We start from the raw sequence: 14,924 nt of genomic DNA on the forward strand, positions 1-14,924 counted from the left end.
AATTTTTAATTTTGGTAAGAAGGATATATTAATGTTAGATAGAACTTTTACTATTGAGGAGAGTGATATAATGTATAGAGCAACGAAAAGTGCAAAGATTGAGAGTTTACTGCTTGTAATGTTTGGTGTATCCATAGGTATTATTCCTTTATTAAGTGGGAAAAATATAGGCGTTGAAAATATTTTAACTTCTATTTTAGTGATAATACTCAGGATTTTTATGTACAAAAGGGTAAACAGGATAAGGGTTATTATCCACAATGACAGGGTAGAATACTATGGTGAGTCTAAAAAAGCGATAGAGTTATATACTTTAACAACATATATCTTGTGGAAACTGTGAATAAACCAGGAGCTTTTTTAACCTTTATTGTGGATAAGTATAAAGAGGGTGGAAGATGGATTATTAGAGGTACTTTTCCACAGGCAACAGAGAGGGAAATGGGAAAGGATAAGGATATTAAGCTGGATTTTAAAAAAATCTTTGTATTGACAGCAGAAAGATAGAAAAAGCAGAGAAATAATAGAGATTATATGCTCTAAAATATCAAAAACAAGAATTGGAGATGGCACAGAGAGATATATAAAGGGGATAAACGAAGAGCATAGGGATGAGGCTGAGGAGGTTAAGATAAGTAGTTTTGTATATAAAATAGTAATGTCGATTAATTTAATAGGTCTTTTAATAGTTTTAATGATATTAGAAGGAAAATCTCCTATATTACGAAACACTTATTTTAGAATAGTAACGTTAATAGTTTTTTATTAAATGGAGTTTTTTCATTATATTTACGTGTTAAATATAAGAATAATAAAAACTATAAAATCATATTTAATATAGGAATGATAATAAGTGCTCTTATAATATCATTACTGTTTATATAAGCCCTACAATGCAGTAGGGCTTATATACGTTATAGTTGGAACTATTATTATTATCTACAAGATTAATGTACGCTAATTAACGAAAAATATATAATTCAATAATAATATTATTCGATTTTTCGTTGACTTATTAAAAAGGGTTTGGTAGTATTTTATTGGAGTAAAAAGGAGGGGTATTATGAAAAAATATGATGTAATTATAGTAGGTGGAGGACCTGCTGGAATTTTTACTGCCCTTGAATTAGTAAAACAAAATCCTAACTTAAGTATTGCACTCTTTGAAAAGGGTAAAAGTATGCTAAATAGAAAATGCCCCAGCAGCGAAAATAAGGTAAAATGCGTAAAATGCAATCCTTGCTCTATTGTTTCTGGATGGGGAGGAGCAGGTGCGTATAGTGATGGTAAGCTAACTTTAACAACTGAATTTGGCGGAGTGTTAGACGAATATATTAGTAAAGGCGAACTACAAAGTCTAATTGATTATATAGATAATATATATTTAGAATTTGGAGGACCGAGTGAAATACACGGAGAGATAACTCCAAAGGTCGAAGAAATAATGAGAAAAGCAGCTGCTGCTGATTTAAAATTTATACCAGCAAGAATAAGACATTTAGGAACAGACAATTGTTTTAATATATTAAAGGAGATGGAAGAATATTTAAGAAAGAAAATAGATGTTTATACTCTAAAGCCTACAAGGGAGCTTATAATTGAAAATGATAAGGCAAAGGGAGTCATTACACAGGATGGAGAAGAGTATACTGCTGAATATGTTGTAGTTTGTCCTGGACGTGAGGGTTCAGATTGGTTTTTAAAGAGGTTGAAAGATTAAATTTAGAGTTTGATACAAACCCAGTTGACATTGGTGTTAGAGTAGAGTGTCCAGCAATAGTTATGAAGGATATAACAGATGCGGTCTATGAGTCAAAGCTTATATACTATACAAAATCCTTTGATGATAGGGTTAGAACGTTTTGTATGAATCCAAATGGTGAAGTGGTTGTGGAAAATAATGATGGAATAAAAACCGTAAATGGGCACAGCTATGCCAATAAAAAACTAACAATACTAATTTTGCACTGCTTGTAAGTAAAAACTTTACAAAGCCCTTTAAATCTCCAATAGCCTACGGTAAGTATATTGCCAGCCTTGCCAATATGTTGGGAGAAGGGGTTATAGTGCAAAGATTAGGAGACCTTTTAGAGGGAAGAAGAACAACCGAGGAAAGGTTAAAAGAGGACTTGTTGAACCAACTTTAGTTGATGCAACTCCTGGAGATTTAAGTTTAGTTTTACCATATAGGTTTTTAACTGATATAATAGAAATGTTAGAAGCTCTTGATAAGGTAGCTCCAGGCATTTATTCTAAACATACTCTTTTATATGGTGTAGAGGTTAAGTTTTATTCAATGAGATTAAAGCTTACAAATAACCTTGAAACTCAAATTAAGAATTTATTTGCAGCAGGTGATGGAGCAGGAGTAACAAGAGGACTTGCACAAGCTTCAGTATCTGGGGTTATTATTGCAAGAGAAATTATTAATAGGATGAGGTGATTATATGTCAGCACTTGTAGTTATTGGAGCCCAATGGGGAGATGAAGGAAAAGGAAAAATAACAGATTTTTTAGCAGAGGGAGCAGACGTTGTAGTTAGATATCAAGGTGGAAATAATGCTGGTCATACAGTTGAAGTTTTAGATAAAAATATAAGCTTCATTTAATTCCATCAGGTATTCTTTATGATACAAAACTTTGTGTTATAGGAAATGGAGTTGTTATTGACCCAATGGCGTTTTTGACGAGTTAAATTATTTAGAAGGAGAAGGGGTTAAGGTTTCACCAGAAAAATTAGTTGTGAGTGATAGAGCCCACGTTATAATGCCATATCATAAGATTTTAGATAAACTATCAGAACAAAAAGAGGAAGTAGAGATATAGGTACAACAGGTAAGGGGATAGGTCCCTGCTATACAGATAAACACGAAAGAACTGGAATTAGAGTTTGTGATCTTTTGAATAAAGAAACCCTAAAGGAAAAACTTGAGCTTAATATTGCTGCAAAGAATAAAATAATAAAGGAAATATATAATGGAGAAGAATTAAGCTTTGATGAAGTTTATTCACAATATATTGAGTTTGGAGAAAGATTAAGACAGTACGTTAGAGATACTTCAGTCATTCTATATGATGCTATAAAATCTGGAAAAAAGGTTTTGTTTGAGGGAGCACAGGGAACGCTTTTAGACATAGATTATGGAACATATCCATATGTAACATCTTCACACCCAATTTCAGGTGGTGTATGTATTGGAGCGGGAATTGGACCAACTATGGTTTCAAATGCAATAGGAGTATGTAAGGCTTATACAACAAGAGTTGGTAAAGGACCTTTCCCAACAGAGCTATTTGATGAAATGGGAGATCATATAAGAGAAAAGGGATTTGAGTATGGAACAACAACAGGACGTGCAAGAAGATGCGGATGGTTGGATTTGGTCATATTAAAGTATGCAGTTAGAATATCAGGATTAACAAGTCTTGCAATAACTAAATTAGATACTTTATCAGGTATAGATAAAATAAAGGTTTGTGTAGGGTATGAGCTTGATGGAAATGTAATAGATTATTTCCCAGCCTCCTTAGATGATTTAGAAAGATGTAAACCTATTTATAAAGAGTTTGATGGTTGGGATAGCTCAGTAGAGAAGGCAAAGACCTTTGATGATCTACACGAAAATGCTAAAAAGTATTTAAGATTTATAGAGGAGTATACAGATACAAGGATATCAATAGTATCAGTAGGTCCAAACAGAAGTCAAACTATAGTGGTTAATAAATATTAAAATGAGGGTGGTTAGATCCACCCTTATTCCAAAAATTACATCAAAAATTTTTTAAAAAAGGTGTTGACTTTCAAAAAAAATCGTGTATTATATACAAGTGTCGGGGCGATGAGCCGAGACGATAAAGAAAGTTGGCCCCTTGGTCAAGCGGTTAAGACACCACCCTTTCACGGTGGTAACAGGGGTTCGAGTCCCCTAGGGGTCACCATATGGGCGCGTAGCTCAGCTGGGAGAGCATCTGCCTTACAAGCAGAGGGTCACAGGTTCGAGCCCTGTCGTGCCCACCATAAATGGCCCAGTAGCTCAGTTGGTTAGAGTGCCGGCCTGTCACGCCGGAGGTCGAGGGTTCGAGCCCCTTCTGGGTCGCCATATTTGCCGGCTTAGCTCAATTGGCAGAGCAACTGACTTGTAATCAGTAGGTTGTAGGTTCGATTCCTATAGCCGGCTCCAAAAGCACGCATAATGCGTGCTTTTAATTTTTGTGGCAACTTATTTTAATGTCAGTTAAAAAATGCTGGGTTCTTCCCAGCATTTTTTATTTTTTAAACTTTTTCTGTATTCTTATATCCTCGCCATAAAACTTAAATAGAGTAAAATGGCCGAGTATTCTTGAGGTTATTCTTTCAGGATAGTTTTGTATTATATCATTTAGTTGAAAATTTGTAGATATAAGCATTTTCTTTTTATTTAATATTCTTGTATTTATTATATTAAAAAGTTCAGAGTATGAATAGGGTGTTACAGGTTCTGTTCCAAGGTCATCAATTATCAAAAAGTCGCACTCTAAAAGCTCATTTAGTTCATTATAGTTAGAAGTATCTTCAAACCTACATCTTCTTATAATATCCATTAGGTTTGAGGCAGTCTGATAAATAACTACTTTTCCTTTATCAAGAAGCTCCTTTGCGATGCAGTTTGATAAAAGGTTTTTCCTAAACCAGAACTACCATAGAAGAAAAGACTCTCGTTAGTTTTATCGAAGTTTTTGTATAGTTTACTGCATAGGCATATATTTTTTCTATATTTTCCCTTGGGCTTAAGGGTTCGTTTTCATAGGGAATACTTGAGTAATATTCAAAATTGAAGGTATCAAAATTTTCAACTCTTAAAATTTCATTTAAATTTGACTGCTGATAATATCTATTTATTAATTTTTGTCTAAAACAACTGCAGAACTTATTGTTAATATATCCTGTATCCTTACATTTTTTACATTTATATTTTATTTCCATATAGTCAATTGGATATCCGTATTTTGATAAAAGCTCTGTTTTTTCAATTTTTAAATCGGTTATTCTTTCCTTTTGAGTTTTGATATATTCTTCTACATCTTCTATCTCTTTTGAAACAACTGAAGTTGCTATATTAAATCCTATGGAGGATATCTCTTTATCTATTTCTTTAATTCGTGGTATTTTAGTATATATTTCTTCTATTCTTTTTTCTTGTTCAGTTTTTGCATATTCCCTAAGTTTTTCATATTCATTTATAATTTCAGATACATATTTATTCTTCATTTAGTTCACCCCTTCCAAGGAGTTTTTTCTCAAGCTCACTAATATCGTACTGCCTTTGTCCGCTATATGCAATATAAGGATGCTGAGTTTTTGACGTTTTATCCTTTTTACTTATCTTTTTATCAAGTCGTTTTATATCGCTAACATTTTTTACACCCAGATTATACCAATCTGTTACTATTTTATCTATATAATTTAAGTTTGGTTCATTTATTCTCATAATAGCAATTCTGCAGGCCTCCAAAACAACATCAATAGGCATACTGTAATTATATAGCCATTTTTCTAATAGTTCTTCTTGTGGGACAGAAATATCTGAATCCTTAAGGCCAATGAAGTTTAAAATTTGTCTATATTTTGTCCATTTTTCTTCATATTTTCTTATGTGGTTTTGAGCATCTTCTATAGTTTTTATCCCCTTTTCGTGCCAACCTATGGCTACCTTTTCGATATACCTGATATCTGTCTTTTTCTTAGATACGCAGTATTCAATTAAAAATATTAAAACCTCAAAGGAAAAATGAAATTTGTCCATAAGCATAGTAAAAAATTTGTAATCAGAAGGGGTTAGAGGTCTTGCTAAAGCTATTTCAATATCCTTAAAAATGTTTTTGTTATTGTCAATGATAACAAAACAGGAATCGTCATCTAAATTTAATGTATTAAAGCTAACCTCTCCAGAATCCGATATGTGAATCAAACCATTTTCCTGCCAATAGCCTAAAGCATTTATAATTTCAGATTCAGATATATTTAACTTCTTTGAAATAGATTCTGTTGAGCAACTTGTGTTTGTATAGGAAAGTCTAAGCAGAGTTAGATAGACTTTAATATAATCTCCGTGGGCTTTAGGAATATATTTGTCTATAAATAATGTTGATAGAGGTATAAATTTTGGTTCTGGAGGTGTTAAGGATATATTTGGCATTTCAATCACTTCCCAATGTTTTTTAGCTTATATTATTATATCAGAAGTGATTTCATACCACAATAAAGTAAAGATATGAATAAAATATTAAAAAATACATATAATATGTTAGAAACTGTTACTTGCCCAATTTAGTAAGTTATAGTATCATAGAAGTGTATGAAAGGAGGGGAAGTGGTGTATTCATTGGGGAAAATACAAAAGAAAATAAATATTTCTTCTTTATTGGGGGTTCTATTAGGATTAGTATTATCACTATTTGCATTAAACCTTCAAATTAAGTCTAATTCAATCTATATGGTTAAAGCATTAGATAAAGAAGTAGGTTATGTAAAAGGTATTGATGTAGTAAAGAATGTTTCAAATAAGATAAGAATGACAGATGGAATAGATTTATCAAAGGATGTTAAAGTGATTGTTGAAAAAATACACATAAACATTTAATAGACGAACAAGAACTTGAAGTTAAGTTGAGAAAGGAATTTAAGCTTAAAATACCTGCCTATGTTGTAAAAGTAGGAAATGAACAAATAGCAGTACTTGCAAGCAAGAAAGATTATGAAACATTAATTGAAACAATAAAAAGCAGATATATACCTAAATATGAAAAAACTAAGAATGTGGAAATAAAATCTTTTAAAATAGATGAAAATGTTTTAGCAACAATACAATACGTAGATGCAGCTTTAGTTGAAGATGTTGATGATGTAGCAGAAAAAATAATAAAAGGAAAGTTAGTTGAAGAAAAGTATGTAGTTAAGCAGGGAGATACAATATGGAATATCTCATTAGAAAAAGGAATAGGCATTGATGAAATAGCTACATACAATCCTAACCTAAATTTAGATAAGATAAAACCTGGTCAAGAAATTATAATAGTTAAAAATGAACCATATCTTAATATTGAAATAGAAGTTAATATAGTAGCAGACGAAGAAGTTCCTTATGAAGAAAAGCAAGTTTTTGATAAAACTATGAATAAAGGTAAAAAAGTAGTAAAGGAACAAGGTAAAAATGGTCTTGCTGAAGTTACTAAAAGTGTAAAGATTGTAAATGGTAATGTTGTAGAGGAAAATGTAGTTTCATCAAAATTAATAGAGGCACCTAAAAATAGCCTTGTAGTAATTGGAACTAAGCAATCAAATATAGTTGCAACAGGAATGTTTATAAGGCCATCAAGAGGATATATATCTTCTTATTTTGGTCAAAGATGGGGTAGAATGCATCAAGGAATAGATATAGCAGGTCCAACAGGAACACCAATATATGCTGCTGATGCAGGAAAAGTTGTTTTTACTGGTTGGATGGGTAGTTATGGTAAGTGTGTTATGATTGACCACGGAGAATGGTTATAGAACTGTATATGCCCACGCAAGTAAAATATATGTTTCTGAAGGAAAAAGAGTAACAAAGGGACAATTAATTGCAGCAGTAGGCTCAACTGGTAGATCAACTGGACCACATCTTCACTTTGAAATCAGAAAAAATGGAGTACCTCAAAATCCATTAAAATATATAAAGTAAGCCTTTAGGCTTACTTTATTATTTTATCAAAAACAAACATTCCGCTGCCTTGAGCATTCTTGCTTTCACCAATTGATTTAGAGGATAATGTAAGAAGGCTTTTAATATCCTTTATTGAAACATTGTTATATTTTTCTAAAATTAGTGCAATAGAAGCACATATTATGGCACAAGCAATAGATGTTCCAGAGGCAGATTTGTAAGGGGTTGAAATTGAATATTTATGTTTTGCTGTTGGTATATATTTTGTATCTGAATTTAAAGATACTATATCTATACAAGGAGCTACAATATCAGGTTTATTGATTCCATCAAATATTGGCCCTCTTCCTGAAAATTCAGCAATAGTTATGTGTTTTTTGATAAATCGACATAAATTCCACCTACTGTTATGACATTTTTCATATTACCCGGGAAATAAATGCTCATATTTTGCGGTCCTAAATTTCCTGATGGCACAACAGGTATGATATTATTATCTAAAAGTTTATTAATTGCCATCTCTAAAGGGTTAAGGTATAGTTTGTTTAAATAAGGAAATTCAAAGGGTAAACAGGCTATTTTGAGATTGTATTGATCTTTTATAAGAATTGCTTCTTGAATGGCTAATATAATATCTGACATATAACCGAAACCAAGGGAATTAAAACATTTAAATATACAAAGTTTAGAATCAGGTGCAATTCCTTTATAGGATTTATTAGTATGCCCGCTTGAAGCAATTATACCCGATAAAAAGGTTCCGTGCCCGTTATCATCATAGGGTTTGTCAATTTTATTTATATAATCTTTAAAGTATATAATTGTATTTTTATTTGTTATGAGATCAGGATGAGGAAAGCAACCAGTATCAAAAAGTGCAATTCCGATGTCTTTGCCTGTTAAGTTGAGATTATGGGCAAGTTTTACACCTATACTTTGTGAAACATTATTCAAACATAGAGAGGCTTTGTAATCAAAACAAATGAAGGAAATGTCAGGATTTTCAGACAACCTATCTATAGATGAGGGAAAAATTTCGCAGGATACTGCATTTATTATATTGTATTCATATTTTATTTTTCCACCATTACTTAGGATGGAACTTTTTGTAGATTTAATATTTTTTTATAACATACAATAACAGGAATCCTTCTTTTAGATGTTATTGTAATATATTCTTTTAGTGCTTTATCTATCTTTTTATTAAATAATAAAAACATAAAACCACCTAATAAATTTATGCAATACATTATATGCATTTATTTTGAAAACTGTTACAACTTGATTGTATTTATAGAGCAGCAATGTTAAAATAATAGGGGAGGGATTAATATGGCACTAATAGATTTTAAATGCAAAGAATGTGGACACGAATTTTTGAAATAGTAAATTCAGAAGAAAAGGTTAATTGCCCAAAATGTAAAAGTGAAAATGTAGAAAGAGTATATAAGGGAAAGTTCTATGGAAAAGGAAATTGTAGTGGAGGATGTTCAACCTGTTCTGGATGTCACTAAATTCTATTTAAAGTATAAAAACTGCCTCAACTTATGTTGAGGCAGTTTAAATTATATAGATAATACTTTTTTGTATATGATACTATTAGTTTGTCAAGTTCTTGGCTTAATTTTAATATTTTATGGTATTCATCTTTTTTATTCCATCTTTTAATTCTAAATTAAGTTGATTTGAAAGTACTTCTATTTTACTTTTAATTTCATCTTTTAGCATTTTCATCCCCCACCATTTACACTTTTTAAGACAGCGACAAGGGATATTTTAACACTATTAAAGATGTAAATCAATGATTGTTAAAATAAAATTTTTAAGATTGTGTAATAAATTGACTGCGTTTTATGTGTTCAATAAATGTTCTTGAAGCAGGTGATAGTGTTTTTTGTTGTGATAAACAAGATAAATAGGTCTTGTTATATCTAAATCTTTTATACTATGAAATCTTAAAAGATTAGCTTCTATTAAATCTTTACAGGCATAATAGGAGACAATAGCCACTCCTATTTTATTTTTACTAATTGTATTACTGTTTCTAAGGAGTTTGCATTTATTATTACGTTTAAATCATTGATATTAACTCCTATTTCAGATAGTTTTTTTCAAATATATGCCTTGTTGCAGAACCATCTTCCCTTTGAATAAAGGGCAATTTAATTAGGTCGTTAAAGTCTATCTTTTGATCTAAGAAATTGAAATTGCTGATTAGTACAAGCTTATCTTGAAATATATTTGTGTATGTTAGTTTGCAGTCATCTATCATATCTCCAACAATACCTAAATCAACATTAAAGGATGTTAGCTGGTCGACTACATATTGTGTACTTCCTTCCTTAATATCATAATTTATGTCATTATATAGTTTGTTGAAGGATTCTATAGCTTGTGGCAGTAAAAATCTACAAGGTGTAGTGCTGGCAGCAATAGTTATTGTACCGCATATTCTATTATCATAAAGAGAAAGACTTGAAATAGCATTATCTCTGATGCTTATTAAGTTTATAGCATATTCATAAAAGAGTTTTCCTGCTTCAGTTAAGCGTATATCCTTTCCATTTCTATCAAATAAAACAACTTTTAATTCCCTCTCTAAAGAGGAGATATGAGAACTTATTGTAGGTTGTGATAAAAAGTAGCTTCAGCTGCCTTAGAAAAACTTTTATATTTTGCAACATTTATAAATGCTTCAATTTGTTTAAAATCCATACCATCACCCCAATTATATAGTATATGAATAGTATTAATTTTTCAACAAATAATACACATTAACAATAGAGTTATAATTTGTTATCAAAAATATAAAAATATGTATTAAAAAATTGAATATAAAATGCTATAATATCAATTATGGGTATAAAATAGGATAATTATCTCTAAATATAGATTACAAAAAGGATGGGTGCTGTTTATGGAAAAATTAATTATAGAAGGTGGTATTCCTTTAAAGGGAGAAGTAGTTATAGGCGGAGCAAAATGCGGCTGTAGCAATACTACCTGCAGTTATACTTGCAGATAAGGGAGAGTTTATAATTGATAATCTTCCTGAAATTGAAGATATAAAGTGTCTTGAAGAAATATTAAGAGGCCTTGGGGCTAAGGTTGAAGAAGTTAGTGATACAGCAGTAAAAATAGACACAAAGGAAGTTAAGGATTTTAGAGCATTAGGTGAAGAAGTAAAGAAGATGAGGGCTTCATACTATCTGTTAGGTTCACTGCTTTCTAAGTTTGGACGTGCGGAGGTTGCATTCCCAGGCGGATGTCCAATAGGAGTAAGACCAATTGACCAACACATCAAAGGATTTGAAGCAATGGGAGCAAAGGTAACTATTGAGCACGGTGTTATTAAGGCCTATACAGATAATGGTCTAAAGGGTGCTCATATCTATCTTGACGTTGTAAGTGTAGGAGCAACAATAAACATTATGCTTGCTGCCACTAAAGCAAAGGGTGTTACAATTATTGAAAATGCTGCAAAGGAACCTCACGTTGTTGATGTTGCAAACTTTTTAAACAGTATGGGAGCAAAGATAAAAGGTGCAGGAACAGATGTTATAAAGGTGTATGGTGTTGAAGAATTGGTTGCTTGCAATTACAGTGTTATACCAGACCAAATAGAAGCAGGAACATATATGGTTGCAGCAGCGGCAACAAGAGGAGATGTGGTATTAAAGAATGTAATACCAAAGCATCTTGAGTCTATTACTGCAAAGCTTTTAGAGATGGGTGTAACGGTTGAAGAGGGTGATGATACAGTAAGAGTCTGTGCAGATAAGAGACCGAAGGCAATAAATATAAAAACTCTTCCATACCCAGGTTTCCCAACGGATCTTCAACAACCTATGTCAACTCTTTGTACTATATCAGAGGGTGTTAGTATTATAAACGAAAGTATCTGGGAAGGTCGCTTTAAGCATTGTGATGAACTAAAGAGAATGGGAGCAAAAATTAAGGTTGAAGGAAGAGTAGCCGTAATCGAGGGAATTGAAAGATTATCTGGTGCAGAGGTTGTAGCAACAGATTTAAGAGGTGGAGCTGCCCTTGTTGTTGCTGGTCTTGTAGCAGATGGCGTTACTGAAGTTACAAATATACGCCATATAGATAGAGGATATGAAAAGATAGAATATAAGCTTCAGGCCTTAGGTGCAAAAATAAAGAGAGTAAAAGAAGGGGATAACTAATAGGTTATCCCCTTTAAAAATCTGACTTTATGATTTTATTTGTTTCTTGCCACTCCACTTTTTATAGCTGATTCAAATACGGATTTTGCAACCTTTTTTGTACTTCTAAATTAAAGGGTTTAGGAATTATGTATTCCTCATTTAGTTCATTTTCTGTAACTGATTCTGCTATTGCAAGGGCTGCTGCTATTTTCATATCTTCATTTATTGTTTTTGCCCTTGCATCAAGTGCACCTCTAAATATTCCAGGGAAGGCTAAAACATTATTTATTTGATTTGCAAAATCAGAACGGCCTGTACCAACAATTCTTGCCCCTGCTTCCTTTGCATCTTGTGGGAATATTTCTGGTGTTGGATTTGCCATTGCAAATACAATAGCATCTTTTTCATTGTTTTAACCATCTCTTTGGTTAACACGTTTGGAGCAGAAACACCTATAAAAACGTCTGCATCTGCTATTACATCTTTTAGTTCTCCTTTTTCGTTGTTTGGGTTTGTAATTTCTGCAAGTTTCTTTTTGCCTCATCTACATTTTCTATTCCTCTATAGAGTGCACCTATCTTGTCACATACAACTATATTTTTAGCACCATAGGATAAAAGAAGGTTACATATGGATGTTCCTGCAGCACCAGCACCATTTATAACTATTTTTAAGTCTTCAAGTTTTTTATTTACTATTTTTAGAGAATTAATGAGTGCTGCAAGACATACAATAGCAGTTCCGTGCTGGTCGTCGTGAAAAACCGGAATATCAAGCTTTTCTTTTAGTTTTTCTTCGATTTCAAAACATCTTGGAGCAGAAATATCCTCAAGGTTTATTCCTCCAAAGGAAGGGGATATTTTTGTAATTGTATCAACTATTTCATCAACATCCTTTGTATTTAGGACTATTGGGAAGGCATCGACGTCTGCAAATTTTTTAAACAGAACAGCTTTTCCCTCCATAACAGGCAGTGAAGCAAGAGGTCCTATGTCACCAAGTCCTAAAACTGCAGTTCCATCTGAAACTACAGCAATAGTATTCCATTTTCTTGTGTAGGTATAAACAAGTTCATGATTTTTATGTATTTCTATACAAGGTTGTGCAACACCAGGTGTGTATGCAAGAGATAGGTCAACGGAATTATTTACTTCAACTCTTGATATTACCTCTATTTTACCCCTTTTTCTTCGTGAAACTTTAGTGCTTCATCATAAATACTCATTTTATCACCCCGTTTTTTTAATATCAAGAATATTATAACATAAATAATTTCCATTGTAGTTATAAATGAAAAAAGTAAAATATACATATGAAAGGAGAGAGAATATGGATTTTTGTAGTTTGTACAGTGGAAGTAGTGGTAATTCAATATATGTAGGGAATCAAAGAACAAAAATATTGGTTGACGCTGGGTTGAGTGGAAAAAGATTCAGGAGGGGCTTTTGGAAATAGGAGTTAAACCAAATGAAATAAAGGCAATTTTAATAACTCACGAACACGATGATCATATTAAAGCAGCAGGAATACTATCGAGAAGATTTAATATACCTATCTATGCAAATTCGGACACTTGGAGTGCAATGGAGTCACAAATAGGTGAAGTTAAAGAGGAGAATATAAAGGTATTTAGTAATTATGAGCCCTTTGAGATAGGGGATATAACAGTTATACCCTTTAAGATACCTCACGATGCGTCAAGTCCTTGTGGATATAGTTTTGCTGAGAAAAATAAAAAGATTTCAATAGCAACAGATATTGGTCACGCAAGTAAAGAAGTAAAGGATAATATAAAGGATTCTGACTTAATACTTCTTGAATCTAACCACGATGTTGAGATGTTGAAGGTAGGACCATACCCTTACTATTTAAAAGAAGAGTATTAAGTGATGTAGGACATTTATCAAATGAGGATTGCGGAAGAACAATTGTGGATATACTAAATAGTAGGATAAAAAGGATAATATTAGGTCATTTAAGTAAAACAAATAACTATCCAGAACTTGCATATAGAACGGTTTTATCTATATTAGAGACTAATGGAATTAGGGATGGAGTAGATATTGATTTAGATATAGCACATAGGGATAGGGTAGGTAAATATTATTCAGTATAAGAGGTGAGGTTATGGAGTATTATGGCAGGAGAAGACCTTCTCCGTTTGGCTATTTTTATCAGCATTTCTTGGGGCAATTGTAGGTGGATTTTTACTTTTAACCTTTGCACCTGAGGCACTTTTTCAAAGGTTTCAGGTTAATGAGCCAGAGAAGGTTGAGGTTAAAAGGAGGTTGTTTATGAGACTGCAACCTTTGATGTTACAAAGGCTGCAGAGGAGGTTATTCCTTCTGTTGTTGGTATAAAAACAACAAAAATACAAAGAAGTTTTTTCAAAATAAAAGAGTTCAGGGTGTAGGAAGCGGAATTATAATAGATAATCAGGGGTATATACTAACAAATAATCACGTTGCAGGATATTCGACTTCTAATATTGTTGTATCCTTATATGATGGTAGGGAGACAAATGGTAGAGTTGTTTGGGCAGATGAGGTTTTAGACCTTGCTATTGTAAAGATAGATGAGGCAAACTTAAATATTGCAAGGCTTGGAGATTCTAAAAATGTAAAAATAGGGGAGCCTGTAATTGCTATAGGAAATCCTCTTGGGCTTACATTTCAAAGAACTGTTACAGCAGGAATCGTAAGTGCTTTAAACAGAACAATTGAGAATTCTGAGGGAGTCTTTATGGAGGATTTAATTCAAACAGATGCCTCAATAAATCCAGGAAACAGTGGAGGACCTTTGGTTAATACTAAAGGAGAAGTTATAGGTATAAATACTGTAAAGGTTACGACTGCAGAGGGAATAGGTTTTGCAGTTCCGATAAATATAGTAAAACCAATAATTAATTCAATAAAGGCAACAGGAAAATTTGAAACACCTTCCCTTGGAATAAAGGGATTTGATAAAAATCTTGCAGGATATTATGATTTTAAAATAGAAAAGGGTATATATGTTTATGATGTTTTAAGGGAAGTCCAGCAGGGAGGGCAGGTATAAAAGAAGGAGATGTTAT

At 32.2% G+C, this 14,924-nt stretch carries 16 protein-coding genes, 4 tRNA genes and 5 pseudogenes; 15 read left to right on the forward strand and 10 right to left on the reverse strand.

Annotated features, from left to right (window positions below; translation table 11 throughout):
* Positions 1 to 31 precede the first annotated feature (31 nt).
* The 8 genes and pseudogenes from PL321_RS08475 to PL321_RS08510 all read left to right on the forward strand — a co-directional run bounded on the left by PL321_RS08475 (position 32) and on the right by PL321_RS08510 (position 4,181).
* Entirely contained in the window at positions 32 to 343 is a 312-nt protein-coding gene (locus PL321_RS08475) for a hypothetical protein (protein WP_273964177.1), read from the forward strand.
* Positions 340 to 507 (forward strand): hypothetical protein, encoded by a 168-nt coding sequence (locus PL321_RS08480; protein WP_273964178.1) that lies wholly within the window; start codon positions 340 to 342, stop codon positions 505 to 507. Before PL321_RS08475 ends, PL321_RS08480 begins: the two co-directional genes overlap by 4 nt.
* A 556-nt stretch (positions 508 to 1,063) precedes the next feature.
* Positions 1,064 to 2,443: pseudogene (locus PL321_RS08485) on the forward strand (NAD(P)/FAD-dependent oxidoreductase).
* Positions 2,444 to 2,447: 4 nt separating this feature from the next.
* Positions 2,448 to 3,731 (forward strand): annotated as a pseudogene (locus PL321_RS08490) (adenylosuccinate synthase).
* A gap of 133 nt (positions 3,732 to 3,864) precedes the next feature.
* Positions 3,865 to 3,939: transfer RNA gene (locus PL321_RS08495), tRNA-Glu, on the forward strand.
* Positions 3,940 to 3,942: 3 nt separating this feature from the next.
* Positions 3,943 to 4,018: transfer RNA gene (locus tag PL321_RS08500), tRNA-Val, on the forward strand.
* A 5-nt stretch (positions 4,019 to 4,023) separates the two neighbouring features.
* Positions 4,024 to 4,100, forward strand: a tRNA-Asp gene (locus PL321_RS08505).
* Between the two features lie 5 nt (positions 4,101 to 4,105).
* Positions 4,106 to 4,181: transfer RNA gene (locus tag PL321_RS08510), tRNA-Thr, on the forward strand.
* A gap of 85 nt (positions 4,182 to 4,266) precedes the next feature.
* Here PL321_RS08510 and PL321_RS08515 read toward each other — a convergent pair.
* The 3 genes from PL321_RS08515 to PL321_RS08525 are packed head-to-tail and all read right to left on the reverse strand — an operon-like array spanning position 4,267 to position 6,176.
* Entirely contained in the window at positions 4,267 to 4,641 is a 375-nt protein-coding gene (locus PL321_RS08515) for an ATP-binding protein (RefSeq protein ID WP_337961134.1), read from the reverse strand.
* Positions 4,642 to 4,663: 22 nt separating this feature from the next.
* On the reverse strand, positions 4,664 to 5,248 hold the full coding sequence (locus PL321_RS08520) for a hypothetical protein (protein WP_273964179.1): 585 nt from the start codon (positions 5,246 to 5,248) through the stop codon (positions 4,664 to 4,666).
* Positions 5,238 to 6,176, reverse strand: coding sequence for a DnaD domain protein (locus PL321_RS08525; protein WP_273964180.1), 939 nt, complete (start codon positions 6,174 to 6,176; stop codon positions 5,238 to 5,240). The genes PL321_RS08520 and PL321_RS08525 overlap by 11 nt, the downstream gene beginning before the upstream one ends.
* A 177-nt stretch (positions 6,177 to 6,353) precedes the next feature.
* Here PL321_RS08525 and PL321_RS08530 point away from each other — a divergent pair, with 177 nt between their 5' ends.
* Genes PL321_RS08530 through PL321_RS08540 form a run of 3 tightly spaced genes read left to right on the forward strand, consistent with a single transcriptional unit; the run spans position 6,354 to position 7,700 of the window.
* Positions 6,354 to 6,620 (forward strand): hypothetical protein, encoded by a 267-nt coding sequence (locus PL321_RS08530; RefSeq protein WP_273964181.1) that lies wholly within the window; start codon positions 6,354 to 6,356, stop codon positions 6,618 to 6,620.
* Between the two features lie 26 nt (positions 6,621 to 6,646).
* Positions 6,647 to 7,531 carry a G5 domain-containing protein gene (locus tag PL321_RS08535; protein ID WP_273964182.1) on the forward strand — a complete coding sequence of 295 codons (885 nt, stop codon included), beginning with the start codon at positions 6,647 to 6,649 and terminating at the stop codon, positions 7,529 to 7,531.
* A complete protein-coding gene (locus tag PL321_RS08540; protein ID WP_273964183.1) occupies positions 7,509 to 7,700 on the forward strand; it encodes a M23 family metallopeptidase in 192 nt (63 codons plus the stop codon). The genes PL321_RS08535 and PL321_RS08540 overlap by 23 nt, the downstream gene beginning before the upstream one ends.
* 10 nt (positions 7,701 to 7,710) lie before the next feature.
* Here the strand turns inward: PL321_RS08540 and PL321_RS21240 are convergent, their stop codons facing one another.
* From PL321_RS21240 to PL321_RS08555, 3 genes are all read right to left on the reverse strand, one after another.
* Complete coding sequence (locus PL321_RS21240) at positions 7,711 to 8,064, reverse strand: S8 family serine peptidase (protein ID WP_443110764.1); 354 nt, start codon at positions 8,062 to 8,064, stop codon at positions 7,711 to 7,713.
* Positions 8,049 to 8,636, reverse strand: coding sequence for a S8 family serine peptidase (locus PL321_RS08550; protein WP_273964185.1), 588 nt, complete (start codon positions 8,634 to 8,636; stop codon positions 8,049 to 8,051). Before PL321_RS08550 ends, PL321_RS21240 begins: the two co-directional genes overlap by 16 nt.
* Before the next feature lie 137 nt (positions 8,637 to 8,773).
* A complete protein-coding gene (locus tag PL321_RS08555; RefSeq protein WP_273964186.1) occupies positions 8,774 to 8,902 on the reverse strand; it encodes a hypothetical protein in 129 nt (42 codons plus the stop codon).
* A gap of 132 nt (positions 8,903 to 9,034) precedes the next feature.
* Between PL321_RS08555 and PL321_RS08560 the strand changes: the two genes are divergently transcribed.
* A complete protein-coding gene (locus PL321_RS08560) occupies positions 9,035 to 9,196 on the forward strand; it encodes a zinc ribbon domain-containing protein (protein WP_273964187.1) in 162 nt (53 codons plus the stop codon).
* A gap of 26 nt (positions 9,197 to 9,222) precedes the next feature.
* Here the strand turns inward: PL321_RS08560 and PL321_RS21245 are convergent, their stop codons facing one another.
* The 3 genes from PL321_RS21245 to PL321_RS08570 all read right to left on the reverse strand — a co-directional run bounded on the left by PL321_RS21245 (position 9,223) and on the right by PL321_RS08570 (position 10,397).
* On the reverse strand, positions 9,223 to 9,351 hold the full coding sequence (locus tag PL321_RS21245; RefSeq protein WP_443110765.1) for a Spo0E family sporulation regulatory protein-aspartic acid phosphatase: 129 nt from the start codon (positions 9,349 to 9,351) through the stop codon (positions 9,223 to 9,225).
* A gap of 423 nt (positions 9,352 to 9,774) precedes the next feature.
* Positions 9,775 to 10,305 carry a LysR family transcriptional regulator gene (locus PL321_RS19865; RefSeq protein ID WP_337961135.1) on the reverse strand — a complete coding sequence of 177 codons (531 nt, stop codon included), beginning with the start codon at positions 10,303 to 10,305 and terminating at the stop codon, positions 9,775 to 9,777.
* Positions 10,302 to 10,397 carry a LysR family transcriptional regulator gene (locus PL321_RS08570; protein ID WP_273964188.1) on the reverse strand — a complete coding sequence of 32 codons (96 nt, stop codon included), beginning with the start codon at positions 10,395 to 10,397 and terminating at the stop codon, positions 10,302 to 10,304. Before PL321_RS08570 ends, PL321_RS19865 begins: the two co-directional genes overlap by 4 nt.
* Positions 10,398 to 10,599: 202 nt before the next feature.
* On the opposite strand from PL321_RS08570, the pseudogene PL321_RS08575 reads away from it, so the two are divergent.
* Positions 10,600 to 11,869, forward strand: a pseudogene (locus PL321_RS08575) (UDP-N-acetylglucosamine 1-carboxyvinyltransferase).
* A 35-nt stretch (positions 11,870 to 11,904) separates the two neighbouring features.
* Here the strand turns inward: PL321_RS08575 and PL321_RS08580 are convergent.
* Positions 11,905 to 13,076 (reverse strand): annotated as a pseudogene (locus PL321_RS08580) (NAD(P)-dependent malic enzyme).
* A 104-nt stretch (positions 13,077 to 13,180) separates the two neighbouring features.
* On the opposite strand from PL321_RS08580, the pseudogene PL321_RS08585 reads away from it, so the two are divergent.
* Together PL321_RS08585 and PL321_RS08590 are read left to right on the forward strand one after the other, a co-directional pair.
* Positions 13,181 to 13,967, forward strand: a pseudogene (locus PL321_RS08585) (MBL fold metallo-hydrolase).
* A gap of 329 nt (positions 13,968 to 14,296) precedes the next feature.
* Positions 14,297 to 14,908, forward strand: a complete 612-nt coding sequence (locus tag PL321_RS08590) for a S1C family serine protease (protein ID WP_273964480.1) — start codon at positions 14,297 to 14,299, stop codon at positions 14,906 to 14,908.
* The last annotated feature ends 16 nt before the right edge of the window (positions 14,909 to 14,924 follow it).

The sequence above is a fragment of the Caloramator sp. mosi_1 genome (assembly GCF_028622835.1).
Taxonomy (GTDB): Bacteria; Bacillota; Clostridia; order Clostridiales; family Caloramatoraceae; genus Thermobrachium.

Bases quoted from the DNA above. Each gene is read 5' to 3' on its own strand.
- PL321_RS08475 (WP_273964177.1), top strand. From the start codon at position 32: ATGTTAGATAGAACTTTTACTATTGAGGAGAGTGATATAATGTATAGA.
- PL321_RS08520 (WP_273964179.1), bottom strand. From the start codon at position 5,248: ATGAAGAATAAATATGTATCTGAAATTATAAATGAATATGAAAAACTT.
- PL321_RS08525 (WP_273964180.1), bottom strand. From the start codon at position 6,176: ATGCCAAATATATCCTTAACACCTCCAGAACCAAAATTTATACCTCTA.
- PL321_RS08555 (WP_273964186.1), bottom strand. From the start codon at position 8,902: ATGTTTTTATTATTTAATAAAAAGATAGATAAAGCACTAAAAGAATAT.
- PL321_RS08560 (WP_273964187.1), top strand. From the start codon at position 9,035: ATGCAAAGAATGTGGACACGAATTTTTGAAATAGTAAATTCAGAAGAA.
- PL321_RS08570 (WP_273964188.1), bottom strand. From the start codon at position 10,397: ATGGATTTTAAACAAATTGAAGCATTTATAAATGTTGCAAAATATAAA.